The organism is Psychrobacter sp. Sarcosine-3u-12 (assembly GCF_002836005.1).
Classification (GTDB): Bacteria; Pseudomonadota; Gammaproteobacteria; order Pseudomonadales; family Moraxellaceae; genus Psychrobacter; species Psychrobacter okhotskensis.
In genome coordinates this window covers 91,633-116,470 of the sequence record NZ_PJBY01000076.1, presented here as the reverse complement: position 1 = coordinate 116,470, position 24,838 = coordinate 91,633, and the positions used below count along the sequence as shown (strand labels likewise).

20 protein-coding genes are annotated in these 24,838 nt (G+C 43.4%); 12 read left to right on the top strand and 8 right to left on the bottom strand.

Annotated features, from left to right (window positions below):
* Positions 1 to 44: 44 nt before the first annotated feature.
* Entirely contained in the window at positions 45 to 392 is a 348-nt protein-coding gene (locus CXF65_RS03415) for a PilZ domain-containing protein (protein WP_101211031.1), read from the top strand.
* 257 nt (positions 393 to 649) lie between these two features.
* On the opposite strand, the gene ppk2 is transcribed toward CXF65_RS03415, so the two are convergent.
* Together ppk2 and CXF65_RS03405 are read right to left on the bottom strand one after the other, a co-directional pair.
* Entirely contained in the window at positions 650 to 1,663 is a 1,014-nt protein-coding gene (gene ppk2 / locus CXF65_RS03410; protein WP_264754722.1) for a polyphosphate kinase 2, read from the bottom strand.
* A 231-nt stretch (positions 1,664 to 1,894) separates the two neighbouring features.
* Positions 1,895 to 3,514, bottom strand: a complete 1,620-nt coding sequence (locus CXF65_RS03405; protein ID WP_101211030.1) for an acetyl-CoA C-acetyltransferase — start codon at positions 3,512 to 3,514, stop codon at positions 1,895 to 1,897.
* Between the two features lie 652 nt (positions 3,515 to 4,166).
* On the opposite strand from CXF65_RS03405, the gene CXF65_RS03400 reads away from it, so the two are divergent.
* The 4 genes from CXF65_RS03400 to CXF65_RS03385 all read left to right on the top strand — a co-directional run bounded on the left by CXF65_RS03400 (position 4,167) and on the right by CXF65_RS03385 (position 9,131).
* Positions 4,167 to 5,567, top strand: a complete 1,401-nt coding sequence (locus tag CXF65_RS03400; protein WP_025651803.1) for a 3-oxoacyl-ACP reductase — start codon at positions 4,167 to 4,169, stop codon at positions 5,565 to 5,567.
* A 421-nt stretch (positions 5,568 to 5,988) separates the two neighbouring features.
* The gene (locus tag CXF65_RS03395; protein WP_101211029.1) at positions 5,989 to 6,906 is read left to right on the top strand and encodes a MaoC family dehydratase; all 918 of its coding nucleotides are present in this window, start codon (positions 5,989 to 5,991) and stop codon (positions 6,904 to 6,906) included.
* Positions 6,907 to 6,986: 80 nt separating this feature from the next.
* Positions 6,987 to 7,559: a beta-lactamase hydrolase domain-containing protein gene (locus CXF65_RS03390; protein ID WP_227523189.1), complete on the top strand. Its 573-nt coding sequence runs from the start codon at positions 6,987 to 6,989 to the stop codon at positions 7,557 to 7,559.
* Positions 7,560 to 7,739: 180 nt separating this feature from the next.
* A complete protein-coding gene (locus CXF65_RS03385; protein ID WP_101211038.1) occupies positions 7,740 to 9,131 on the top strand; it encodes a serine hydrolase domain-containing protein in 1,392 nt (463 codons plus the stop codon).
* 51 nt (positions 9,132 to 9,182) lie between these two features.
* Here the strand turns inward: CXF65_RS03385 and CXF65_RS03380 are convergent, their stop codons facing one another.
* The 3 genes from CXF65_RS03380 to CXF65_RS03370 form a co-directional block, all read right to left on the bottom strand.
* Entirely contained in the window at positions 9,183 to 10,430 is a 1,248-nt protein-coding gene (locus tag CXF65_RS03380; RefSeq protein ID WP_101211027.1) for a cation:proton antiporter, read from the bottom strand.
* Between the two features lie 251 nt (positions 10,431 to 10,681).
* Complete coding sequence (gene ilvD, locus CXF65_RS03375) at positions 10,682 to 12,568, bottom strand: dihydroxy-acid dehydratase (RefSeq protein WP_101211026.1); 1,887 nt, start codon at positions 12,566 to 12,568, stop codon at positions 10,682 to 10,684.
* A gap of 185 nt (positions 12,569 to 12,753) precedes the next feature.
* Complete coding sequence (locus CXF65_RS03370) at positions 12,754 to 13,542, bottom strand: hypothetical protein (RefSeq protein WP_101211025.1); 789 nt, start codon at positions 13,540 to 13,542, stop codon at positions 12,754 to 12,756.
* A 228-nt stretch (positions 13,543 to 13,770) separates the two neighbouring features.
* Between CXF65_RS03370 and CXF65_RS03365 the strand changes: the two genes are divergently transcribed.
* The 4 genes from CXF65_RS03365 (at position 13,771) to dusB (ending at position 19,974) form a co-directional block, all read left to right on the top strand.
* Complete coding sequence (locus CXF65_RS03365; RefSeq protein WP_101211024.1) at positions 13,771 to 14,214, top strand: HIT family protein; 444 nt, start codon at positions 13,771 to 13,773, stop codon at positions 14,212 to 14,214.
* A gap of 282 nt (positions 14,215 to 14,496) precedes the next feature.
* Positions 14,497 to 16,542: a BCCT family transporter gene (locus CXF65_RS03360; RefSeq protein WP_025651811.1), complete on the top strand. Its 2,046-nt coding sequence runs from the start codon at positions 14,497 to 14,499 to the stop codon at positions 16,540 to 16,542.
* Positions 16,543 to 16,760: 218 nt separating this feature from the next.
* The gene (locus CXF65_RS03355) at positions 16,761 to 18,803 is read left to right on the top strand and encodes a BCCT family transporter (protein WP_101211023.1); all 2,043 of its coding nucleotides are present in this window, start codon (positions 16,761 to 16,763) and stop codon (positions 18,801 to 18,803) included.
* Positions 18,804 to 18,936: 133 nt separating this feature from the next.
* On the top strand, positions 18,937 to 19,974 hold the full coding sequence (gene dusB / locus CXF65_RS03350) for a tRNA dihydrouridine synthase DusB (protein WP_101211022.1): 1,038 nt from the start codon (positions 18,937 to 18,939) through the stop codon (positions 19,972 to 19,974).
* A 32-nt stretch (positions 19,975 to 20,006) separates the two neighbouring features.
* Here the strand turns inward: dusB and CXF65_RS03345 are convergent, their stop codons facing one another.
* Positions 20,007 to 20,396 carry a DUF1622 domain-containing protein gene (locus tag CXF65_RS03345; protein ID WP_101211021.1) on the bottom strand — a complete coding sequence of 130 codons (390 nt, stop codon included), beginning with the start codon at positions 20,394 to 20,396 and terminating at the stop codon, positions 20,007 to 20,009.
* A 212-nt stretch (positions 20,397 to 20,608) separates the two neighbouring features.
* Here CXF65_RS03345 and CXF65_RS03340 point away from each other — a divergent pair, with 212 nt between their 5' ends.
* The 3 genes from CXF65_RS03340 to CXF65_RS03330 all read left to right on the top strand — a co-directional run bounded on the left by CXF65_RS03340 (position 20,609) and on the right by CXF65_RS03330 (position 23,369).
* Positions 20,609 to 21,496: an SDR family NAD(P)-dependent oxidoreductase gene (locus CXF65_RS03340; protein WP_101211020.1), complete on the top strand. Its 888-nt coding sequence runs from the start codon at positions 20,609 to 20,611 to the stop codon at positions 21,494 to 21,496.
* 380 nt (positions 21,497 to 21,876) lie between these two features.
* Complete coding sequence (locus CXF65_RS03335) at positions 21,877 to 22,623, top strand: hypothetical protein (RefSeq protein ID WP_101211019.1); 747 nt, start codon at positions 21,877 to 21,879, stop codon at positions 22,621 to 22,623.
* Between the two features lie 278 nt (positions 22,624 to 22,901).
* Positions 22,902 to 23,369, top strand: a complete 468-nt coding sequence (locus tag CXF65_RS03330; protein ID WP_101211018.1) for a hypothetical protein — start codon at positions 22,902 to 22,904, stop codon at positions 23,367 to 23,369.
* Between the two features lie 184 nt (positions 23,370 to 23,553).
* Here CXF65_RS03330 and CXF65_RS03325 read toward each other — a convergent pair whose 3' ends face one another.
* Complete coding sequence (locus CXF65_RS03325) at positions 23,554 to 24,027, bottom strand: hypothetical protein (RefSeq protein WP_025651819.1); 474 nt, start codon at positions 24,025 to 24,027, stop codon at positions 23,554 to 23,556.
* 199 nt (positions 24,028 to 24,226) lie between these two features.
* The gene (locus tag CXF65_RS03320; RefSeq protein ID WP_101211017.1) at positions 24,227 to 24,757 is read right to left on the bottom strand and encodes an inorganic diphosphatase; all 531 of its coding nucleotides are present in this window, start codon (positions 24,755 to 24,757) and stop codon (positions 24,227 to 24,229) included.
* Positions 24,758 to 24,838 lie beyond the last annotated feature (81 nt).

Here is a 24,838-nt window from a genome sequence, read left to right as displayed (position 1 = left end):
ACTCATAAAAATATCTCAAACCTCATTTATAAAGGAAGCGGACTATGGCAATGCCAGGGCGTGGCGGGATTCTAACCTGCCATATGGAAGATATCGAAACGTTGTACGCCAGCTATTTATCCTTTGTCAATAATGGGGCATTATTTATTCCCTCTGACCGCGTGCAAAATTTGGGCGATGAGGTGTTTATTGCGGTGACTTTGCCCAATTCTAGTGAGCGCTTACCGATGAATGGTAAGGTGGTATGGATTAATTCTAAAGCCCAAAGCGGTCGTCCAGCCGGTTTTGCCGTGCAGATTGGTACTGATATCGCAGGCCAAAGAATTAAAAACGAAGTCGAGCGTTTATTGGCTGGTAAGATTGACAGTTTACAGTCTACTTATACTATGTAGCATGTATATAGTCAGAGCACTTTTAAACCGCTACGGTGTTACCCGCCCTAGATGTACTTAGTGTACTATCTGCGGTCGGTCGCCTTGTAGCGATTCTAAAATTCCTCGACTATATCTATCCGCACGCTTATCCGTTGAAATAATAATGAGTTTCAAAAAAATAATGTGATAAAAAATGCCGCCTTAGATATAGGGCGGCATTTTTTTAAGTAAAATAGGACTGGATTAAGTACGACTAAGTAAAGCAAAAAGACAGGTTAATAACGCGGGGGTACATACATATCATCTGGAATCGGCTCACGGTAATACTCATCATCGCGTTTACGCTCGGGCAATTCTACCTCATCGCGCGGCACCTCTTTATAAGGAATTTGCTCAAGCAGATGAGCAATACAGTTTAGCCTCGCACGCTTTTTGTTATTGCCTTCGACCACCCACCATGGCGCTTCAGGGATATGAGTACGCTCGAACATGGTCTCTTTGGCCTTGGTATAATCCTCCCAACGCCGCCGTGATTGCAGATCCATCGCTGAGAGCTTCCATTGTTTAAGAGGATCATGAATGCGGCTCATAAAGCGCGAATGTTGCTCATCATCAGTAATCGAAAACCAGTATTTGACCAAGCGAATGCCGGAGCGTACTAACATACGTTCAAATTCGGGCACCGACTGAAAAAACTCCTCATACTGCGCATCCGTACAAAACCCCATGACACGCTCGACACCGACGCGGTTATACCAACTACGATCAAACAGTACGATTTCACCAGCAGCAGGCAAGTGCGCCACATAACGCTGAAAATACCATTGTGATTGCTCACGTTCCGTTGGTGCAGGTAGGGCGGCCACTCTACAAACGCGTGGGTTTAAGCGCTGGGTGATACGTTTGATAGCGCCACCTTTACCCGCAGAGTCACGACCCTCAAATATCACCACAATACGCTCACCGCGAGCCACCACCCAATCTTGTAATTTAATCAGCTCACGCTGCAACCGTACCAGCTCTTGAAAGTACATACGGCGATCAAGTTTTTCTTGCTCGCTCATCTCCCGACCATCAAAACGAAAGTCCCGCACGTAATCATCGATCTCGTTCTCAAGCTCTTCATCATAGGTATCAATCAAGTCTTGATGCATCTTGCGGCGCAGCTCATCATTAAAGACGTCTTTGTCCATGCGATCGATGAAATTGCCTTGTTCAGGTGCGGTAAGCTTCTTACGCTCTTGCGCTGTCAATGAGGTGGGGTCAATCGCTGAGGGTGTTTTGCTCATAGAAAGCTCCTGATAAATGGTATTATGGTTGTTATTGATTACCATTACTTTAACATATCTACTGATGAGCCCTTGAATTGCCTACGTTTTATTATTGTGTGCTGGCTGATGGCTTACTAAATTTGCATTTTTAACCAGTAAATTATAGACATAAAAAAACACCCTTCAATCAGTGGACTAAAGGGTGTTTAAAACGTAAAGCTTTATTGGTTAGCTAAATGAATTAGGAAATTACTTTTCTAGGATACAAGTAACGCCTTGACCACCAGCGGCACAGATAGAGATAAGTGCACGACCTGAGCCTTTTTGATCCAATAATTTAGCAGCAGTGGCTAAGATACGACCACCAGTAGCAGCAAATGGATGACCTGCCGCCAATGATGAGCCATTGACGTTGAGCTTGCTACGATCGATAGAGCCTAGTGGGGCGTCAAGACCTAGACGCTCTTCACAGAAGGTCTCATCTTCCCAAGCCGCTAGTGTTGATAGCACTTGTGAAGCAAAGGCTTCATGAATTTCATAGAAGTCAAAGTCTTGTAGCGTCAGACCAGCGCGCTCAAGCATACGCGGTACAGCATAAGCAGGGGCCATTAATAAGCCTTCTGTCGTGCCAGACTTACCGATGAAATCAACAGCGGCGGTCTCTTGATGAACGATATAAGCCAATGGCTTCAGACCATGCTCTTTTGCCCACTCATCTGTACCCAGTAGTACACAAGATGCACCATCGGTTAACGGGGTAGAGTTAGCAGCCGTCATGGTTGGGTTGGCGTTCTTTTTGCCAAATACAGGCTTTAATTTGGCTAACTTTTCTAAGGTAGTGTCCGGACGCAAGTTATTGTCACGAGTCAACCCTTTATACGGGGTGATCAAGTCATCAAAGAAGCCCTTGTCATAAGCGCGTGCGAGGTTTTGATGGCTGTTAAAGGCAAGCTCATCTTGTGCTTCACGGCTGATATTCCACTCAAGCGCTGTGATGGCTTGATGGTCGCCCATCGATAGACCCGTACGTGGCTCACCGTTTTGTGGTGAATCAATTAAGTCTTTTGGATTTAAACCCATCAATGCTTTTAGACGTTGTTTGTTGTCTTTAGCAGCGCCTAGCTTGATAAGAACCTTACGTAAGCCATCGCCAACTGCGATAGGTGCGTCAGAGGTGGTATCTACGCCACCAGTAATGGCTGAATCGATAATACCAAGGGCGATTTTGTTCGCAGAAGCGAATGTTGCTTGCAAACCAGTACCACAAGCTTGTGAGATGTCATAAGTTGGGGTATGCGGGTTTAGAGCAGTGTTTAAGGTGGCTTCACGCGTTAAGTTGATATCGCGGCTTAATTTCATGACCGCACCAGCAACGACTTCACCGATTTTTTCATCTTGTAAGTTAAAGCGCTCAACCAAACCGTTCAGTGCAGCGGTTAACATGTCTGTGTTGCTGACGTCTGCGTATGAGCCATTTGAGCGTGCAAATGGGATACGGTTACCACCTAGGATGGCAACGCGGTTTTGACCTGAAGTAAGTTTGCTCGTGCTTGATTTCTTAGCAGCAGTGGCGGTCTTTTTAGCAGCTGCAGTATCGACTTTATCATCCGTTTCTTTTGCGCTGGCAGTGCTTTTGGTGTTCGTGTTTTTAGTGTCAGTATCTTTTACAGCAGATGTTTTGACCGTAGTTGCTTTATTATCGGTGCTGCTGGTTTTATTAGCGGCAGTGTCTTTTTTAGCGCTATCTGCTGACTTAGCATTGTCTGACTTGGTATTTTCAGACTTAGCATTGTTTGCTTTGCTATCAGTAGACTTTACGACTGTGCTTTCAACAACAGGGCTCTCAGGGTGATTATTTTTATTACTCATAATATTATCCTTAAAATATTGGCAGAAGAAAAAAAGAAAATAGCCCTTAAAAAGGGTGACTAATCAAAATATATTGCTTAAGTTGCTCAGCAGTATGACTCAGTGATTTAATGCAGTGAACAAATATTATCATTTATTGTACCGTCTAGCTGTGTATCATAAGGCGTTTTTGCTGCCTTACTGTATGTCTTTAGCAAACTATGTGACTCTTATTTAAGCTCAGTAATCTCTCAGTCCACTGATAGCTATAGAGGCAGTCATGGTATTTCTTAGAATGATAACTTTCGTAGACTGGCTAGTATTGATTATTAGCATTGCATAACGGCACGTTTGATAATATATTGTTATCGATAAATGCATTTGCCATAACTTATAGGTCTGATTTTAGCACAAGATAGCAATTTTTAAATCTAAAAAAAGAGACTGTCTTGTATACTGGCTTGTTTACAGATTGTTATAGACATTTTTGGCTTTTGGACTTGTTTACCATGTGAGTGTATAGTTAAGGCAGTTTTGTACCCATTTACTAAATATAAATAATTATGATGCTGATGAGTCTTTATACTTGTTGGTGTTCGTATGAGTGATTATAAAAGACAAATTCCATTTTTCATTTACTCTTATCTTAACCTTTCGTTATAGGAACTATATTATGTCAGACCGTTATGGTGATTTTGTTCAATCTTCTATTGGTAAAAAAGTCGCAAAAAACTTAGGCTTGCCTATGCCGGTAGAGCTTGACCGTTTTGATAGTGGTCAACCCTTGGTACGCGGTAGCGTATTGGTCGGTCGCGCTGCTGGCGATGACAAAAGCGTGAGTGAGTCAATCGCCCGCATCTTGTCAGACGTCCATGCCGAGGTATTTGTCAATAGCAGCGATGGTATCAAAGATGCGCTTTCTGATGCGGGTGTTGAGGCAAAAGCCAATACGGGCGGCGATGATAAATTTAAAGTCTTGCTTTTTGACGCCAGTAATATCAGTAATGCTGACCAGCTTAAAGAAGTGTATGAATTCTTCCACACCGTTGCTCGCCGCGTAGAACGATCAGGTCGAGTAATCATCGTGGGCCGTACGCCAGAAAACTCGACTGATATCGAAGCAGCATTGGCACAACGTGCGCTTGAAGGCTTTGTGAAGTCAGTTGGTAAAGAGTTTAAGCGTGGTATTACTGCACAGCTTATCTACGTTGAAGAAGGTGCTGAGCAAAATCTAGATTCGACACTACGCTTTTTCACTTCTGCGCGCTCAGCTTATGTGTCAGGACAAGTCGTACGCGTCAGCAAAGGCGATAACGTCGATGTCGATTGGACACAGCCTCTAGGCGGCAAAACCATGCTAGTCACTGGCGCAAGTCGCGGTATCGGCGAAGCCATCGCGCGCGTATTGGCTCGTGAAGGGGCTCATGTTATCTGCCTTGATGTTCCGCAGCAGCAAGCTGACTTGCAAAAAGTCGCTAGCGAAATTAGTGGCTCTGTCTTAACCGTCGACATCACCAGTGCCGACGCGGGCAAAGAAATCGCAGAAGCAGCGCAAAAGCGTGGCGGTCTAGACTCAATTATCCATAACGCTGGCGTGACACGTGATAAAACCTTGGCAAAAATGGATGAGAAAAAGTGGGACATGGTCATCAATATCAACTTAGGCAGTATCGCTAAGCTGAACCGCTACTTGCTTGACAATGACGTCCTAAAAGAAAACGCGCGTATCGTTTGCGTATCATCTATCTCAGGCATCGCGGGTAACTTGGGTCAAACCAACTATGCCACTTCAAAAGCAGGCGTGATTGGCTTGGTTGATGCCACCGCCAAGCAGTTAGAAGATAATGCTAAAGGTATGACTATCAACGCTGTTGCTCCAGGATTTATCGAAACGCAAATGACAGAAGCCATTCCATTTGCTATTCGTGAAGCGGGTCGCCGTATGAACTCAATGAGCCAAGGCGGCTTACCAGTCGACGTCGCTGAGACTATCGCATGGTTTGCATCTCCTGCTTCTGGCGGTCTAAATGGCAACATTGTACGCGTTTGTGGTCAAAGCTTGCTAGGTGCATAGCCTTGAGTGCATAGTCCTAATTCGTTTGTGGGTATAGGTGATGAATTTGCTCATGGTAAATCCATGATATAACTTACAATTTTTTATGTGCCTCACATATACTTACGAAAGAATTGCTGATAAATTGTAATAAAGCTGCCCAAGGGTGGCTTTTTTATGATAAAAACACAGGAACTTTATGATAAAAGCACAGGAACCATGAGCCCAATTGATTTTTGTTGGGATAAGCGCCTATACTAGATATAAGGAATAGGTATAAAAAATATCTATATATAACGGCTGCCTTGTATGAAAAACGCTATGCATTAAAGATATTGAGCAGAGCGCTTATAACATCATTCAACAATAAGCTTAATCAACGACTTCATAGCATCTCGAGATGCACTAAGAAAATTAGCTTGAGCCACACTTAGGATTTATTATGTCAGACAAACATTATGATGCGTTGCCAAAAGCGCATACGACTTACGCCAATATCGTAAAAAGCTTATTGCCGATTGGCAATAGTGGCAAAATCAGTAAAGACCAATTGCCGCAAGCGACCTATTATGTAGATGACTTACACATCGATCAAAGCAATCTTGATGATTACCGTAAGATTTGTGGTTTTGCTGATAATGGCAAAGTGCCTGTAACGTATTTTTCGGTCTTATCGCAGACCTTACAGATGAATATGATGGTCAAAGAGCCATTCCCGTTTGCCATGCTAGGTCTGGTACATGTGGATAATAGCGTGACTCAGTACCGTCCTATCGGTGAGCGTGAGACTGTCGCCATGGCAGTGAAGTTCGATAACTTGCGTGATCATGCTCAAGGTCAACAGTTTGACTTTGTGACGACGGTCAAGTCAGAGGACGAAGTCATTTGGGAAGGGACGTCAACCTATCTGTCACGTAGCAAAAAATCGGACAGTAGCAAAAAAGATAATAAAAGCAGCCCGCGTCCAGTAACCGTGAAGCCAGCAGTGAACGCAGACGGTGTGCATAGCATCTTTGAAGTGCCAGAAGACATTGGTCGTCGTTATGCTTTTGTTTCAGGTGACTTCAACCTTATCCATCTGCATCCATTATCAGCACGCGCGTTTGGTTTTCCTAAAGCGATTGCTCACGGTATGTGGTCAAAGGCCAAATGTCTTGCCATGATGGACGAGCTACCTGATGCTTGTACGGTTGATGTGTCATTTAAGTTGCCTATCTTTTTGCCCGCTGAAGTAGAGCTTATCGCTGATCCAGTCGCGCAGCTTGACAATGCAGACGATACTTGTGAATTTGGCTTATATAGCTCTAAAAACGACAAGCCACATCTGGCAGGTGTTATTAAATTGCAGAGTGACCGCTAATTAACTGTCGACAAAATGACAACCAGTAAGCTAAGACGCTTTTATCTCAATAGCCACACTTAACGAACACATTTGACATTATGACTTCACAAAAAAAAGTAACCAGTACCGTACATTCTGATCGCTCGGCAGCAGCTGACACAGTCGCTGCGAACGATTACGCTGCGACTGACAGCGCTACTATTGACATCAGCGCTTGTGATAATGGTGTCGATCTTGCCACTATTTTCGTCCCTTACTTTCGCCCTGATGCAAATACCATTGTGTGCGGTGCGCTCGATGAGGAAAAAGTGGCGGCTTTGGCCGAAGCTGGGGTTGAGCTAGTCATTAACTTACAACCTGATGACGAGTTGAGCTTTGATGAAGCAGCAGCGGTTGAGCGGGCAGGCATGCACTATGAGCAGCTGGCTATTAGCGGCGCTGCAGATTTAAAGCAGCTTAAGATATTGGCGTTTGATAATATCTTACGCCAACATCATGGCAAAAAAACAGCGTTGCACTGTGGCTCTGGCAATAGAGTAGGTGCAGCGATTGCTCTGCGGGCAGGTTGGCTACGCGGGCGTAAGATGGATACGGCTATGGAGCGTGGTCGCGGTCATGGTTTGACGAAGCTTGAAGACGAAGTTTATAAGCGTTTGTTAGTACCGCGCTAAAGCATGAAGAGAAGTAATAAAAAAGGCGACCAATAGGTGGCCTTTTTTATTATTAAATAATTTATTGGTATTTTATAAATGCCGTAGTATATAAATGCTTAAGATTAAGGCGCTAAGGCGTTTTAAAATCTTGAAGTTTCAATGACCTGTCATAATTATAAAGAATGGAGTAAAGCAACCATGAGCGACAACAATAATAAAACCAATCAAAACCCTAACGAGCAAACCGATAGCGAGCTTCAGCAACGTTTGCAGCGAATGCTTACCGATTTACAGCTTGATGATGCGCCTGCTGGCGGTGCAGTGGTTGTCTATCAGGATGGTAAATGTATCGCTCAAGCGAGCGTAGGGCTGGCGCGCGCGGATTTGTCATGGAGTCCTGATACTTTATCGCTTAATTTTTCGACGGGTAAGGGCGTATTGGCAACGCTGGTGCATGTATTGGTTGCGCAGCAGTTACTTGCTTATGATGAGCCGATTGCCAGCTATTGGCCCGCATTTGCTGCCCAGCATAAAGGTGATATTACGCTACGCCATGTTATGTCGCATCAAGCCAATTTATTCTCTATTCAGAGTATTGATGCGGACAGTGAAGAGTTGCTCGATTGGCAGTTGATGCTTAGTAAAGTCGCTGCGATGTCAGTCACTGCACCTGAAGATGCCGAGTTATACGACAGCGCGTATAGTGCCTTAGTCTATGGCTGGGTATTAGGCGGCGTGATAGAAGCGGTGACTGAGCTGTCATTGGCTGAGGCGCTGCGGCATTATTTGACTGAACCACTGGGTATCGCAGACAGTTGTTATTTCGGCGTACCCGCTAGCAAAGTAGACCAAGTGGCGATGCTGGCCAAAAACTTTGCTGGGTCAAATGAGGACAGCTCACAGTTAGGTAATAGGCGTCATAAACCTACGATAAAAGCAGACTCAGCAGAGACATTAAAAACGTATGCAAATCTACCCAGTTATGGGTGTTGGCAGCAGCACACACTAGCAAATAAAAAAACGGCAAATACAATTCAGGGTGATGAGCAAAACAATTTGACTATACTAGACACGGCTCATATTAATGGTTTGTATTTCAATACGAGCAAGCTGAATCTAAGAAATTACAAAGCGGCGCTCATACCTGCTAATAAGCAACCTATTGACTATTACCAGCGTGAGACGTTACAGGCAGCCATTCCAGCGGCCAACGGTGTTGCCTCAGCGCAGGCACTAGCCACTATCTATGCGATGTTGGCTAATGGCGGGCAATGGGAGGGGCGCACGCTCATTGATAGCGCCACTTTTGAGGCGCTAGCCAAACCGCAAGTCACAGGGCTAGATGCTGTCATGCCATCGAATATGGATTGGCGCTTGGGTTATCATCGACTACTCAGTATTTGTGCTGATACTCAAGCGAGCTTTGGTCATATGGGTTATAACGGTTCGGTTGCGTGGTGTGATCCTGCGCGGCAGTTATCCTTTGCCTTTATTCATAACTTTGATACCACGATGCTCAACGATGTTCGTCAGTTTGCCCTAACCGAAGCTGTGTTTGACTTGTTGGACAATAAAATCCTAGCGCCATAAAGATACAGAGTGATCATAATCACTGTTGATTTATCCGTATTGGGGTGAGGGTTAATGTGGTTTTTTCGGCGTCATTTTAAGCAACTTTGTGGCACTGAGGCCATGGATAAAGATTGAAGCCAGAATCACAATCGAGCAGACGACCCATAATTTGAGCGCATCTTCCTCACCAAAAAAACCTTGATTGAGCGCGTAAGATAAATAATATAAGGTACCAATACCGCGGATGCCCAATGCAGAGATGGCATATTTTTCAGTGTGTGGCAAGTTTAGCCCAGACAGGGCAATGAAGCCGCCAATCGGACGTATCAATAATAAAAAAGTAAAGCTGACGATATAGACACGCCATGTTAGCTCAACACCCGACTGTAACCCTTGACCGAGAAACATCCCAAAAGTGACGAGCACGAGTGACATCAGCAAGCCTTCTGATTGCTCTGCAAAGTCATGCAGCTTGTTATGGTAACTGTGTTCATGCTCTGAACGACGAAAAGCAAATGCTGCGATGAATACCGCAATAAAACCATAGCTATGTACCAATTCTGCTAAACCATAGGCCAGTAGTGTTAGCGCAATCACCAAATAACCTTGAGAAATGGTGGTTTCGTGGCTGTACTTTGAAAACACCAATTTTGCTAACAGTTTACCGACGATGATACCGACTACCAAGCCGGCGCCAATTTTCCACAGTACGTCATGAGTAAACCACGACCAGAGCATCTCACCCGTAAAACGCTGACCTTCGCTAAAAGCCTCTGCTATTTTAATCGCCAAATAAACAAATGGAAAAGCCAGCCCATCGTTTAATCCAGCTTCTGAGGTTAGGGTGAAGCGCGGCGTATCTTCACCGCCTGTGTTCGGTGGTCCTACTTGAATGCTAGAGGCCAATACGGGATCAGTCGGTGCCAGTACCGCGCCCAGTAAGATTGCTGCACCCATACTGAGACCAAAAGCATAATAACCCAAGGCCGCCATAGCAAAGATGCCAATTGGCATAGTGATAAGCAACAGACGGACAGTCGGGCGCCACAATCGCCAAGACAACTTAGTGTCAATCTTGATACCCGCGCCAACCAAAGAGACCAACACCACAATCTCGGTTAATTTCTCGACGATTAAACCATTATCAAGCGGATTTAAAAATGATAATGTCGTCCAATAATAACCCATCAGCAGACCAAAGCTGACTTGCAACATAGGTAAGGAGATAGGCGTGCGCTTAAAGATAATAGGAAACAACGCCCCTAATAAAAAGGTGATGCCACAGACCAATAAGAATAAATTATAGTTTTCAATCATAGGTTTGCTACACACTGTGTCATAGGGTTTAAATTTTTGAGGTTAGAGGGTATTTATTAGCTCATTAATAATGACGGTAAAAATTTTTTATTACTACAAAAAAACGTTATCAGAATAGTGACTACGTTGTTTTTTGGTGAAAAAAAAGCCTGAATACTAAAAAAGCCTGCATCACGCAGGCTTTTTTAGTATTCAGGCTTAGGATAATTCTAGTAAAAATATTCTAAAAAATGCTAGGTAAGGTTTTTAGCTTAGCGCTCCACTTGGCTCACATCGCGCACCGCACCAGTATCAGCACTGGTAGTCATTGCTGCATAAGCACGTAGGGCAGGAGAAACATGACGCTCACGGCTGACAGGTTTCCACGCATCGCGTCCGCGAGCTTCCATCGCTTCGCGGCGAATGGCCAAATCGGCATCACTGACTTGCATGTTAATCGTACGATTAGGAATGTCGATATGGATGGTATCGCCTTCTTCAACCAGACCAATGGCTCCGCCTTCAGCCGCTTCAGGGCTGGCATGACCGATTGAGAGCCCAGATGTACCACCAGAGAAACGACCATCGGTGAGTAGGGCGCATTCTTTACCCAAGCCTTTTGACTTCAGGTAAGTCGTTGGATACAGCATTTCTTGCATACCAGGGCCGCCTTTCGGGCCTTCATAGCGGATGATGACAACATCACCTGCAACAATTTGATCATCAAGAACGGCGGCGACAGCATCATCTTGTGATTCAAAGAGTCGCGCGCGCCCTGTGAAAACTAAGATGCTTTCATCGACACCAGCGGTTTTGACCACGCAGCCACGCTCTGCAATATTGCCGTATAGTACAGCAAGGCCACCATCGGTTGAATAAGCATGCTGGGCACTGCGGATACAGCCTGACTCACGGTTGACGTCAAGGTTTGACCATTCTTTTGACTGAGAAAACGCCTCAGTCGTGCGCACGCCACCAGGCGCGGCGATATAACGCGCACGTGCCTCAGTATTGTCAGGGTTCATGATGTCCCATTTATCAATCGCTGCTTTCATCGTCTCACTATGGATGGTCGGCACGTCAGTCTTCAATAATCCGGCACGATCAAGCTCGGCTAGTAATGCAAAGACACCACCAGCACGATGCACATCTTCCATATGGTACTTTTGCGAGGCAGGCGCAACTTTTGCCAGACAAGGTACACCGCGACTCAGGCGATCGATATCTGACATTTTAAAATCAACTTCCGCTTCGTTGGCGGCTGCCAATAAATGCAAAATAGTATTGGTCGAGCCACCCATGGCGATATCTAGAGTCATCGCATTTTCAAAAGCTGCCTTACTGGCGATTGAGCGCGGTAATACCGAATCATCATCTTGCTCATAGCGACGCTTGGCTAATGAGACGATGGTGCGACCCGCTTCTAAAAATAATTCACGACGCAGCGAATGAGTAGCCAACAGCGAGCCATTACCCGGTAATGCCAGTCCTAACGCTTCGGTCAAGCAGTTCATCGAGTTGGCCGTGAACATACCTGAGCATGAGCCACAAGTCGGGCAGGCTGAAGCTTCAATAGCGGCGACATCTTCATCACTAATGCTGTCATCAGCGGCATCCATCATCGCATCGACGAGATCCAGCTTACGAACGGCGCTGCCGTTACTGTCTTCATTATTGTGACTTTTACCGACTGTACTGGCCAAAATTTTGCCCGCTTCCATCGGCCCACCTGAAATAAATACCACGGGAATATTAAGGCGCATTGCGGCCATCAACATACCAGGGGTGATTTTATCGCAATTAGAAATGCAAACTAGGGCATCGGCGCAATGCGCATTGACCATGTATTCAACAGAATCGGCAATCAAGTCGCGACTCGGTAGTGAATACAACATACCGCTATGACCCATGGCAATACCGTCATCTACCGCAATGGTATTAAACTCTTTTGCGACGCCGCCCGCTTTTTCAATCTCACGCGCCACCATTTGCCCGAGGTCTTTTAGATGCACATGACCGGGTACAAACTGGGTAAAGGAGTTGGCAATTGCAATAATTGGTTTGCCAAAGTCGCCGTCAGTCATACCTGTTGCACGCCATAGGGCACGTGCACCTGCCATATTACGACCACCAGTAGATGTTTTTGAGCGATAATCCATGTGATATTCCTTACAAATAAGCGAGATTTATGAACGTGTGCAGCATCAGCTGTGATGCCGATAGTGTGCTTTTTATGTAGAGTGAGTACTAGTGAATAATACTAATTCGTTACCATACCATTAGCTATGAGTAACTAAAAATAATGGGGCAATAAACAATCGATCAATATGAGACAACATACTCGCTACTCAAGACGCGCTAAGATAGCATCATCAAACCATGGTAACTCGGTTTTGTCAGCTTCTAATTTGGCAATGACCGTCAATGCATGCGTGGCTAATAATTGTTGGTAATCAGCGCTGGCCTCAATAGTCAGTAGCGGCGCTTCAGTTGTGCCATGTTCATCGATACTGATTAAGGTCTGTTTGGTATTTTTATATAGGATATCAACGCGACCAAAAAACTGCCAGTCTTTAAAGGCTGCAGTGATAGCGTCCGCTTCATTCTGTGTATAAATCTGCTGGGTGTCTTTACCAGTATTGGTCCAATGCAAGCGTACCGCCAATTGTAGCGCCTCGCTAAACACCACCAACGAGCCAATGACTTTGACATGCCAAGGGCTAGTTATCAGCGCTTTATCAATACCGATAAATTTCGCCGCCTCAACAGCCGTCATAGGCGTATTAAACTGCGCCAGCAATTTGGGCGTCAGCGGATAAGTTGCTTTGATACTGTCTTCTAGGCTGTCGTAATGATATAAGAATGGCAGCGGCAGATCTTGGGTGATAATCTTCTTAATAATTTTACAGTTATGGATACGCCAGCTGATCGTTTTATCGCTTAGTGCTTCTGCCAAGATAATCGCATTGGAATCTATCTTTTGACTGTTATTATCAACCGCAGATTCGTTCTCTACACCGCTATTATTCATAGCAGGGGTGCCAGTATTGCCAGAGGCAGATTCTGTATTATGAGGGTCTGAATAAGAGTCGTTGGCTGTAAATGAGTGAGTCGGCAAGGTAGGCAAATCCATAAACGTCGTGTCAGCAAAATAGGCTATTAATATAACATTTATAGTAGGCACCTCGCCAATAAATTAATGGCTTCAAGAGGTGAAGGTTTGCTTCGACAATTTGGATGGATAGGCAATTACAGATAGCCATTATGGTAACTTGTGCTTAACCCATAATTCGTCCACTATATGACAGACATTGTATTCAATACTGATAATCAAACAATCAAACAATCAAAGGAAAAAATAATGACACAAGCCAATCAACCGACTAATTATGACGACAGTAATATTTTTGCCAAAATGCTAGACGGTGATATTCCCTATCATAAAGTATATGAAGATGATAAAACGCTCGCCTTTATGGACATCATGCCGCAAGCAGAAGGTCACGTGTTGGTTATCCCCAAGCAAAAAGCCGTTGATTTAGGTGATTTGGAGCCAGAATATGCCGCAGCAGTATTAATGACCTCTAAAAAGATCGTGCAAGCACAGCGTCAATTATTTGAGCGTGAAGGTGTTATCCAGATGCAGTTGAATGGGTCACAAGCAGGGCAGACCGTCTTTCATTATCACGTGCATCTGATTCCATCAAGCATTCATGAGCTAGGCCGTCATGCAGTGACGCAGGCAAATCATGGAAAATTGGCTGAGACGGCTAAACAACTTGCTGCAGTGATTTCTACTTTATAAGACAAGAACACCGTTTTATTACTTGGTAAAGCAACTTTGCGCGTTAGGTATTAAGCGTTTCTTGATAATTATAATTAGGCGGCTAACAAGCGGCCTTTTTTATTGCTTGGTAATAGTCATGTAACATTCGTTAAAGTAGTGTTACAAGTGAAAGGTACATCTGGGGTTGAGGCAAAGAGTGTGGTACAAATTATATTTTGTTGGGCGCACCGGTTCTACATTGTGTTTACCAACAACCTTTATATTTAATAACGCTGCATTAATTTGAGGACATCACTTTTTATGAGTAAATTACCTCGCTCTACCATTTTGCTGCCAGTATTTGTACCAGCCGCCACCATTATGCTGTTATTGGTCATTGGCACAGCGATTAATCCAGTAGCTGCTGGCGAGCTATTTAGTACCGTACTGGCATTTACCACCGATACTTTCGGTTGGTTTTATATGTTGGCAGTTGCCATATTTTTGATGTTTATTATTGCTTTAGCGTTTTCGTCTTATGGCAGTATTAAGCTGGGTCCTGACCATGCCGAGGCTGAGTATAAGTTCCTTGAATGGTTCGCCATGCTGTTTTCCGCAGGGTACGGTATCGCGTTATTGTTCTATGGAGTGGCAGAGCCTGTGTTGCATTTTGCCAGTCCGCCGCTGTCCACGCCGCAGACGATTGAGGCTGCAAAAGAAGCCATGCAAATTGCTTATTTCCACTGGGGTTTTCATATTTGGGCAATTTATGGCGTGGTAGGTTTGTCGCTGGCGTATTTCTCCTTTCGTCATGGTTTGCCATTGTCAGTACGCTCAACGCTATATCCATTAATCGGTGACAAAATCTACGGCCCTATTGGTCATACCGTCGATGTGTTTGCGATTGTGGGTACGATGTTTGGTATCGCTACCAGTTTAGGGCTGTCAGTGGCGCAAATTAACGCCGGTTTAAACTATCTGCTACCAGATATGGTGCCAGTGAATACCACGGTGCAAGTTATCATCATTGCTTTGGTAACAGCCGCTGCCTTGGTCTCTGTGTTAGCTGGGATGGACAAAGGCGTAAAGCGCTTGTCTATCTTAAACATGTTGTTAGCAACGGCATTGATGCTATTTGTCTTCATCGTTGGCCCGACTGTTTTTATACTCAATGCCTTTATGGAAAATACAGGCAGCTATTTGGGTAATATCGTTGAGCGTACCTTTAGCCTGCAAGCCTATCAATCGAGTGATTGGATCGGTAGCTGGACACTATTTATCTTTGCATGGACGATTGCATGGGCGCCTTTTGTTGGGTTGTTTATTGCCAAAATCAGTCGTGGTCGCACCATTCGTGAGTTTGTGCTGGGCGTAATGTTAGTACCAACACTATTTACTTTCTTTTGGTTTTCAGTATTTGGTGATACCGCGCTACACATGATTATGGTCGATGGTTATGACGCCTTGATTAGTGAGGTGCAAAACAACCAAGCGATAGCCTTATTTAAATTGTTAGAAAACTTACCCTTCACTCAGATTGTCTCGTCATTAACAGTAGTACTGATTATTACCTTTTTTGTGACCTCATCTGATTCAGGGTCATTAGTGATTGACTCGCTCGCTGCAGGTGGACGTAGTGACACGCCATGGTGGCAACGTTCGTTTTGGGTAATCACGGAAGGGGCCGTCGCTGCAGTTTTACTCATCGCGGGTGGTCTAAGCGCGTTGCAAACAGCCGCTATCGTCAGTGCCTTACCGTTTGCGGTCATTATCTTGATTTCGACATTTGGTATGTGGCGCGCGCTACGGATTGAGGGGCATCGCAATCAGAGCCTAGCCAATGACAATCATCTGCCGCCACATCTACTAAAGCTAGACGCGTGGCGTGACCGTATTGATTATATGACCAATCAGCCAACGCGCGATAAAGTGCTGGGTTATATCAAAGGCACGGTTCTATCATCGATGAATGAGGTGGCAGAGAAGTTTGCCGAAACGGGTTGGTTGCCAGATGTTAATTATGATGAGGTCAATGACCGTGCTGTATTGGAATTAAGACGTGGCGATAACGTGGAGTTCTGGTACGAGGTTCGTTTGTCAGAGCATGAGATTCCTGACTACTATACAGAAGATATGGCCAATGAATTACCACAAGAGCATCACCATCGTGCTGAGGTATATCTGCGCCGTGGTGGCCAAACTTATGACTTATATGGGTATCAATCAGAGTCGGTGATTAATGATATTATTGATCAGTTTGAGAAGTACCTACATTTCTTGAATGTCTCGCCAGATAGCTTGCCGTGGCGTATGCAACAACATGATGAAGATATCACGTTGGAGCAGGGCAGTGTATTTGATAAATAGAGCGTTGATCATCCGATAAACAAAAAGGCAGCTGAAAAGTTGCCTTTTTTTGGAGATATTTATGTTGTTTATTACAATTTATTGGCTGATACGCATAGTTAAGGTCAATGTTTGTCTGCCTTATTTAAAAAACACTTAGACAGGCTATTTAAATAAATGAATGCTATATAACCGTATGACACGCATATCCAATTTCATAATTTTTTAGAGAACATTTTATGAGTAAGTTATCTGGCTCTACTATTTCGATGCCCGTATTTATACCGACAGCGATTGTCATGATATTGCTGGTGATAGGCACTTCGGTCAATCCGCAGCTGGCTAGTGGGCTATTTGAGCAAGTACTGAATTTTACCACTGAGACGTTCGGTTGGTTTTATATGCTGGCAACCGCGCTGTTTTTGATATTTATCGTGGTGCTGGCGTTTTCTCCTTATGGCAGTATTAAGCTTGGCCCTGATCATGGCGAGGCACAATACAAATTCATTGAATGGTTTGCTATGCTGTTTTCAGCAGGCTATGGTATTGCGTTGCTATTTTATGGTGTCGCCGAACCGGTGCTACATTTTGCCACGCCGCCGCTGTCAGAGCCGCAAACTATTGCTGCTGCTAAAGAGGCAATGCAAATTGCTTATTTTCATTGGGGTTTTCATATTTGGGCGATCAATGGCGTAGTGGCGTTGACCTTGGCCTATTTTGCTTATCGTCAGGGTTTGCCTTTATCGATGCGCTCAACGCTTTACCCTATTATCGGTGAAAAAATATATGGCCCTATCGGCCATGCAGTAGATGTATTCGCCATCTTAGGCACTTTGTTTGGGTTGGCTACCAGCTTGGGTATCTCAGTCTCGCAGATTAATACCGGTTTGAACTATTTGGTTCCTAGTATCCCTGTTAATACCACGGTTCAGGTCATTGCCATTACTCTCATTACGGGTTTGGCTCTGATATCAGTATTGGCTGGTATGGATAAAGGGGTAAAAAGACTCTCAATTTTGAATATGATACTGGCAACCACGCTGATGTTGTTTGTGTTTATCGTTGGCCCTTCCGTATTTATTTTAAATGCCTTTATGGAAAATACGGGCAGCTATTTGGGCAATATCGTTGAGCGTACTTTTAGCTTACAGGCCTATCAGCAAGGGGACTGGATTACCAGTTGGACGCTGTTTATCTTTGCATGGACAATTTCGTGGTCACCGTTTGTCGGCATATTTATTGCTAAAATCAGCCGTGGTCGTACCATTCGTGAGTTCATCGCAGGTGTGATGCTAGTGCCAACCATCTTTACTTTCTTTTGGTTTGCCGTGTTTGGTGATACAGCGCTAAATATGATTATGGTACAAGGCTATGAGTCATTAATTACTGAAGTACAGAACAATCAAGCGATTGCTTTGTTTAAGCTACTTGAAAATCTGCCGTTTACGCAAGTAGTATCAGCTCTGGCTGTTGTGCTTATTATTACATTTTTTATCACCTCGTCTGATTCAGGGTCTTTAGTCATTGACTCGCTCGCCGCAGGAGGTCGTAGTGATACGCCAGCATGGCAGCGAACGTTTTGGGTGGTGATACTAGGCGTCGTCGCTTCTGTGCTTTTGCTAGCAGGGGGTCTACAGGCGCTGCAAACAGCCGCTATCGTCAGCGCCTTACCGTTTACTATTATTATTTTGATCGCTATGTACGGTATGTGGAAAGCGTTACGTATCGAGGGGCATCGTAATGAGAGTCTGGCGAATGAGAACCATCTACCGCCCCATCTGCTCAAGCTTGAAGCGTGGCGTGCCCGTATTGATTACATCACTGAACAACCAAGCCGCGAGGCTGTTTTAGACTATATTAAAGGTACGGTCATGTCATCGATGACTGAGGTAGCTGAAAAGTTTAAAGAAACTGGCTGGCACCCTGAAGTAAACTATGATGACACCAATAATCGAGCGGTATTGGAGCTGCAACGTGGCGATGATGTGGAGTTCTGGTATGAAGTCCGTTTATCAAACCATGATATGCCTGACTATTACACGCAAGATGTGACAAGTGGTTTAGAGCAAGCACATCATTACCGGGCGCAAGTTTATCTACGTCGCGGTGCACAAACTTATGATTTATATGGCTATCAATCAGAATCTGTAATCAATGATATTATTGACCAGTTCGAAAAGTACTTAAAGTTTTTACATGAATCGCCTGATAGCTTACCGTGGCGGATGCAAGAGCATGATGAAGACATCACGCTAGAGCAAGGCAGTGTGTTTGATAAATAATTGGTTTAGCTATCAAAACTGAGCATTAATTGTTGCAGGTTTCCCATATGAATAGCTTGCAATAAAGTCAAGAACCCTTAGAATAACGGCTTGTTTTCATTAACTTATCTCAATCAAGAGCAAGCCGTTTTTTATGTCTATTGATTCTCCAGTTTCTTCTGAGTCGTCAGCACAAATCGCCAATGATCATCCTCTATTGCAGCCATTGATGATTGGCGGCTTGACGGTTGAAAACCGTCTCATGGTAGCTCCGATGGCAGGCGTGACGGACAATCCCTTTCGAAGGTTATGCAAATCCTTTGGTGCAGGGCACGCAGTTAGCGAGATGATTATCGCTGATACGGCGCTTTATGCCCGCAAAAAATCCTTATATCGTGCCAATTTTGATAACGAAATCGCGCCTATTTCTGCGCAGATAGCAGGCGCAGAACCTGATAAATTGGCAGAAGCGGCACGTTATCAGATTGACAATGGCGCGCAGATTATCGATATCAATATGGGCTGTCCAGCCAAAAAAGTCTGTCGTAAGCTGGCAGGGTCGGCGCTGCTACAAGACGAAGATTTGGTTGCGCGCTTGTTAGATGCTGCGGTAAATAGCGTCAATGCACCCGTGACACTAAAAACGCGCTTGGGTTTTGAAAATGGTCGCGAGAATATCTTGCGTGTGGCGAAGCGAGCAGAGCAGGCAGGCATTGCCGCTATTGCCATTCATGGGCGTACGCGTGAGGATATGTATACTGGCGAGGCGCGTTATGAGCTGATACGTGAGGTTAAGGAAAGCATCAGCATTCCAGTCATTGCCAACGGTGATATCGACAGTCCACAAAAAGCCCAGCGTGTTTATGAGCTGACTGGCTGTGACGCGGTGATGATAGGTCGTGCGGCCCAAGGACAACCGTGGATATTTCGTGATATTGAGCATTTTTTACGGTCAGGTGAAACGCTTGCTGCGCCAACGGTTAGTGAGATTAAAGAGATTGTCTTGGTGCACTTGCAGGAGCTGTATGGTTTTTATGGTGAATACTCAGGTTGCCGAATTGCTCGTAAGCACATTGCCTGGTATACCACCGGTATTCCTAATTCCAATGCTTTTCGGCAAGCGATGTATAGTGAAGAGAGTACCGCTGGACAGTTTCGTGTGGTCGAGGATTTTTTACAGGCTCATGAGTAGGGCATAAATAGCTATTCACAATGAAACGCATATTACAACTCATCAGCATGCTCGGTTTTTGATTTTTTTTCAGGCGTAGATCTGGGGTGTTGCCAAGGAAAGCGGCCTTCTAGTTCGACTTGTAAAGATAAGCTTAAAAAAGTTCGAATGAGTACAATAAATCCCAATACCAAAACGCTACGCAATGTAGGCTCTGTGACTACGGTAGCCATAATATCAGCAGCGATGAGCACTTCTAGCCCTAATAAAATAGACTTACCAACCGTCTGTCGGATTTCGACATAGGAGTCATGGGTAAAGCGACCTGTTAAACGAATGGCTCTATAAAAAGCATAAAATAGTCCAAAAAACATAATAAGGACACCAACGACTTCAACGAATTTGGCAATCAGATCAATATAATGAGCCAGCGTTTCTATCAAAAAATATTCTCCTTTAAGATGCGCAACATATAAAGACAATTATAGCTAAAAAACTGCGCATAGTAGGATAGAAAATTTGCTGCCCTTTGTTAGCAGTTCGCAATATTATTTTTATAAAATTTTACTGGTATTTTTTCGAGTAATTACAATGTAATTTTGCTACTCTAGAGCTGCACACTATTGGGAATATAACAAACAAAAAGGATTTTTTTATGGCCAATCCCTCAAAGAAAGCAATAACTAAAGCAGTAAAAGATAAGCATATTATTATTACAGGGGCATCAAGCGGTATTGGTGAGCGTACGGCCTATCTACTTAGTGAATGCGGTGCGCATGTCATCTTATTGGCACGTACCGAAGACAAATTAAAAGCGGTCAAGGAAAGTATCGAGGAGCTTGGCGGCAAGGCCAGTTATTATCCTTGTGATTTGACCAATATGGATGATATTGAAAAAATTAGCGCGCAAATTTTGGCAGATTTTGAACATGTAGATGTATTGGTTAATAATGCTGGTCGCTCAATTCGCCGTTCGGTGCACGAATCTATTGATCGTTTCCATGATTTTGAGCGTACCATGGACATCAATTACTTTGGCGCTGTCAAAATAGTTCTTGGATTTTTGCCGACGATGATTGAACGCCAAGCCGGTCAAATTGTTAACATCTCATCCATTGGTGTACTGGCAAATAGTCCGCGCTTTGCCGCTTATGTCGCCTCAAAATCGGCATTAGATGCCTTTAGCCGATGCTTGGCTGCTGAAGTGAAAGGCGATAATGTCACGATTACCAATATCTTTATGCCATTGGTACGCACGCCGATGATTGAGCCGACTAAGTTATATCGTTACATGCCTGCGCTGATGCCTGATGAAGCGGCAATGATGGTCGCTAAAGCGATTGTTTATAAACCTAACAGTATTGCCAGTAATATGGGCAAGTTTGCGTCGGCTACTTATTCATTAGCACCAGCGATCAACGTGGGTATCCAATCGATGGGTTATCGTATTTTCCCAAGCACCCGCGCTGGATTGACCACCGATAAAAAACCAAACCTTGCTCAGCGTGCCTTTGCCAGAATTTTACCGGGTGAGCATCACTAAGATAGTACGTCTGATGAATTTAGGAAAAGAGATGCTACGGTATCTCTTTTTTATTGCCTTAAAAGGTATATATAGTTTATATATACAGATAAGGTAGCGGATTTTTATTTACCACAACGTTAATTATGGTAGTAATCATGGTTCCCTAGTGAGGACTTGAAAGATAACCTATTACTCTCATTTTTCAACGTATGCAGGTCTGTGGATGATGTCAGTGTACATCGTAGTGTACTAGATGAACTTGGCTTAATAGTTTTTAGCTGGGTTATCAAGTAAAAATAATCTACGAGGGTTCTACAATAATGGCTATTCCTATAATTGTTACGACTAGTTAATTTAATTAGTGTTTATGATGTTGTTTGTTTTTAAGTTGGAAATCTATGAATAGATTCATCGTTATCGTATGTTTTTTTATTGGTCTGCTACTACTAGCCTCGCTTCTTTGGTTGAAGCGTACAGGCAATCTATCAACTCATAGTTTAAATATTGATCAACAGCTATCAGAAAATGTAGCAGAAGCTACTAGCACAAATATTGAAGGCGCTAACAGTCAGATAATAGACAGAACTTTCCCTCGCAAGCAATTTCAGCCAAAGACTGATTGGTCTGATAAGACTATGGATTTTAATGGTACTCAATTATCTTACAAATTTGGTGAGGGCAACCCATCTGAGGTAGCGCTACTTCCTGAACACTATTTACCAAGAAAGGGAAGTGAGGGGATGCTTTATGTAACCGCTAAAACTGAATATCTGCTTAAAGCGTTCCTTTCGGATAAAAATTTACCTCAATTGCTAAATAAGTGCGTTAACTACTTAAACGATAACATGGCAGCGCAAAACCCAGATATTCCAGTTAACCAAATGGTATCTGTGCTGGATAATAAAGATGTCGATATAGAAAATTACTTAATAATTGACAAAGAGACAGGTCGAAAGATGATCAACCCTAAAAGTGATTATCGAATGAATGACTTTCTAAACACTTTGAATAATCCTCTAAGCCGTTCACCTATAGCAATAGAGTGCTTTGAGCTTAATCGAATGCAAGATTTCGAAGAATTACAGAGAAAATTTCATGTTTTAGGCAGAGAATATACCCATACAGGTAAAGTTATGCCCGAGTGAAAGTAACCGTTAAGCTTTGTGAGTGCTAAATTTCTAACAATATGTATTAACTCATGATCGATGCGCTATACAGGCATCGAACTGCTAGTGTTAGATATAAATTTAGGTACCATGAAATTAAGAGTATGAGTCATTAAGCTATCTTATGTAAAATCTCGCAAGTTTAGTTATATATATTTGATAACAGGGGTCACTATTAGAATAAATAACCTAGTGGAAAGATAAAACCTCGTCCAGCACGCCCTGATGAACTTCAATATGTTAAAAAGGATCAAAAGATGCAGTATGCTGATAATTGGAAGTACATAAAATGGGAAGGCGAAATGAAAAAATCGCCTTACGACACAGAATATAATTTGAGAATTTACCGAAGTTTGGAAATATATCCAGAAGACATAGAAATATTCATGACAGTATTAATGCCAAAGATATTTGAAATTGATGGTAAAGTATTTTTTGATATTGACGGTGATGGGGAGCCTTTCGTCAGAGAGGCTTATCAAAAAAAGGATCCTATAAAGCGATCGGAATGTGAAAGACAAAAAGATTGGAACTGTATTAATGTTGGAAATATTTTTTTTAATAATCTAGATAACTCCACTGATGAGACATTAATGAACATTTCTATGCTAATAAAACATAATTGGGAGTATTACTTAATAAAGAAATATCCTGATAGACGATTTATAGTTGAAATTATAGGAGATTCTTTCGAACCTATCGTTACTTTCTATGAAACACAGTAGAATTCGCCATGACCCCTACTGTCGAATCTGTAAATATTAACTTGGAAGATTATCATTCTAAAAAAGTCTAATGTACTGTTCGTTTTTATTAAGGTATACCCCAAGGGAACCAGATAATTCACCCCTCAAACGTATTAACAGACCACTTAAAATAGACCTCTATAATGGAACCATTTAAAACAGACTAACCAAACGCCCGCCATAACAGCCAAAACAATCCTGCCATCACCGCAGCAATAATCAATAGCCGCTTTGCCCAATGTGGTAAAAGAGGCTTTTTATATCCCAAATCATTAAGTTGGCTCTCTACACCCCTTTGTAGACTTTTGAAACCTTGATCTGCTTGAGTGGTTTTCACACGGTTTTTTATCAGTTTCCCAGCCTCATGTCCGTCTTCAGTTTCCTGCTCTCTATCAAAACTAATGGCGTGGTTGGAGATACCTTGCTTGTTAGCGATGGTATTCAACTTCTGCTGTTGCTTTACCTTCAATGCTGTCTCGTAAGCATCAATTCGAACCTTGGCGTCGTCCATACTGATATTTTCTTCAGCGGCCAAGGTTTTGATAGCCATCACCAGATTGTTTTTCTCAATCATCATGATGACCGCTTTTGGCAGCTTGGCACTGACAGATTTTGAGCTGGGATTGGGGTTAAACATGACTTTCCTTATTGAGGCTTGCTTTATTAGAAATGAAAATAGTTGCAGATAACTTTATAGCTACTGTCGTTTATTATAACCATTTTATAAGCGTGAGATTCAAGCAAAAAAATACCGCAGTCATATCGTGTCTGCGGTATCTTTAAGAGTGCTTATATTTGTGAGCATAAACATCAGCTCATTAGATTATTATTGTACTCTATAGGTCTTTCCAACGTTGGATAGATTCTTTGATCACTTCTTTGGCTTCTGCGACGTCACCCCAAGATTCAACCACTGTTGTACCAGCTTTTTTAAGATCTTTATAGTGGCTAAAATGGAACTGTAACTGGTTGATCAGCTGCTTTGGTAAATCTTCTAGGCTGTTGTAAGAATTGCCTGTATCACGGTCGTCAGCAGGGACGACGACGATTTTGTCATCAACTTCGCCATCATCAACGAATTTCATAACGCCGATTACTTTGGCTTTTAAGAAAATGCCAGTAGGTAAAGGCTGCTCAGTAATGATTAATGCATCAAGCTCATCGCCATCTTCATCAAGCGTTTGCGGGATAAAGCCATAGTTGCAAGGTTTGGCAAAGATTTGTGGATCAACACGGTCAAGCTCAAAAACGGCTAATTCGCGGTTCCATTCGATTTTATGGCTGCTGCCTGTTGGGATTTCTACCACAACGTTGATGATGCCACCGTCGACGTCACCTGCGTCCAAGATTTTATTAAAGTCTGCCATAAAATGCTCCTGTTGCTTTTATATTAAAGTTTGAGGGGTAAAGTTATCTAAGTAGAGGCCACAAATGCTAGCGGCACCTCA

What these genes read in the sequence shown, in the direction of transcription:
- CXF65_RS03320 (WP_101211017.1), bottom strand. Translation starts at nt 24,757, where the DNA reads ATGGCAGACTTTAATAAAATCTTGGACGCAGGTGACGTCGACGGTGGC.
- CXF65_RS03325 (WP_025651819.1), bottom strand. Translation starts at nt 24,027, where the DNA reads ATGTTTAACCCCAATCCCAGCTCAAAATCTGTCAGTGCCAAGCTGCCA.
- CXF65_RS03330 (WP_101211018.1), top strand. Translation starts at nt 22,902, where the DNA reads ATGCAGTATGCTGATAATTGGAAGTACATAAAATGGGAAGGCGAAATG.
- CXF65_RS03395 (WP_101211029.1), top strand. Translation starts at nt 5,989, where the DNA reads ATGTCAGACAAACATTATGATGCGTTGCCAAAAGCGCATACGACTTAC.
- CXF65_RS03415 (WP_101211031.1), top strand. Translation starts at nt 45, where the DNA reads ATGGCAATGCCAGGGCGTGGCGGGATTCTAACCTGCCATATGGAAGAT.
- ilvD (WP_101211026.1), bottom strand. Translation starts at nt 12,568, where the DNA reads ATGGATTATCGCTCAAAAACATCTACTGGTGGTCGTAATATGGCAGGT.
- CXF65_RS03405 (WP_101211030.1), bottom strand. Translation starts at nt 3,514, where the DNA reads ATGAGTAATAAAAATAATCACCCTGAGAGCCCTGTTGTTGAAAGCACA.
- CXF65_RS03390 (WP_227523189.1), top strand. Translation starts at nt 6,987, where the DNA reads ATGACTTCACAAAAAAAAGTAACCAGTACCGTACATTCTGATCGCTCG.
- CXF65_RS03340 (WP_101211020.1), top strand. Translation starts at nt 20,609, where the DNA reads ATGGCCAATCCCTCAAAGAAAGCAATAACTAAAGCAGTAAAAGATAAG.
- CXF65_RS03385 (WP_101211038.1), top strand. Translation starts at nt 7,740, where the DNA reads ATGAGCGACAACAATAATAAAACCAATCAAAACCCTAACGAGCAAACC.
- CXF65_RS03335 (WP_101211019.1), top strand. Translation starts at nt 21,877, where the DNA reads ATGAATAGATTCATCGTTATCGTATGTTTTTTTATTGGTCTGCTACTA.
- CXF65_RS03365 (WP_101211024.1), top strand. Translation starts at nt 13,771, where the DNA reads ATGACACAAGCCAATCAACCGACTAATTATGACGACAGTAATATTTTT.
- CXF65_RS03360 (WP_025651811.1), top strand. Translation starts at nt 14,497, where the DNA reads ATGAGTAAATTACCTCGCTCTACCATTTTGCTGCCAGTATTTGTACCA.
- CXF65_RS03400 (WP_025651803.1), top strand. Translation starts at nt 4,167, where the DNA reads ATGTCAGACCGTTATGGTGATTTTGTTCAATCTTCTATTGGTAAAAAA.
- ppk2 (WP_264754722.1), bottom strand. Translation starts at nt 1,663, where the DNA reads ATGAGCAAAACACCCTCAGCGATTGACCCCACCTCATTGACAGCGCAA.
- CXF65_RS03355 (WP_101211023.1), top strand. Translation starts at nt 16,761, where the DNA reads ATGAGTAAGTTATCTGGCTCTACTATTTCGATGCCCGTATTTATACCG.
- CXF65_RS03380 (WP_101211027.1), bottom strand. Translation starts at nt 10,430, where the DNA reads ATGATTGAAAACTATAATTTATTCTTATTGGTCTGTGGCATCACCTTT.
- dusB (WP_101211022.1), top strand. Translation starts at nt 18,937, where the DNA reads ATGTCTATTGATTCTCCAGTTTCTTCTGAGTCGTCAGCACAAATCGCC.
- CXF65_RS03370 (WP_101211025.1), bottom strand. Translation starts at nt 13,542, where the DNA reads ATGGATTTGCCTACCTTGCCGACTCACTCATTTACAGCCAACGACTCT.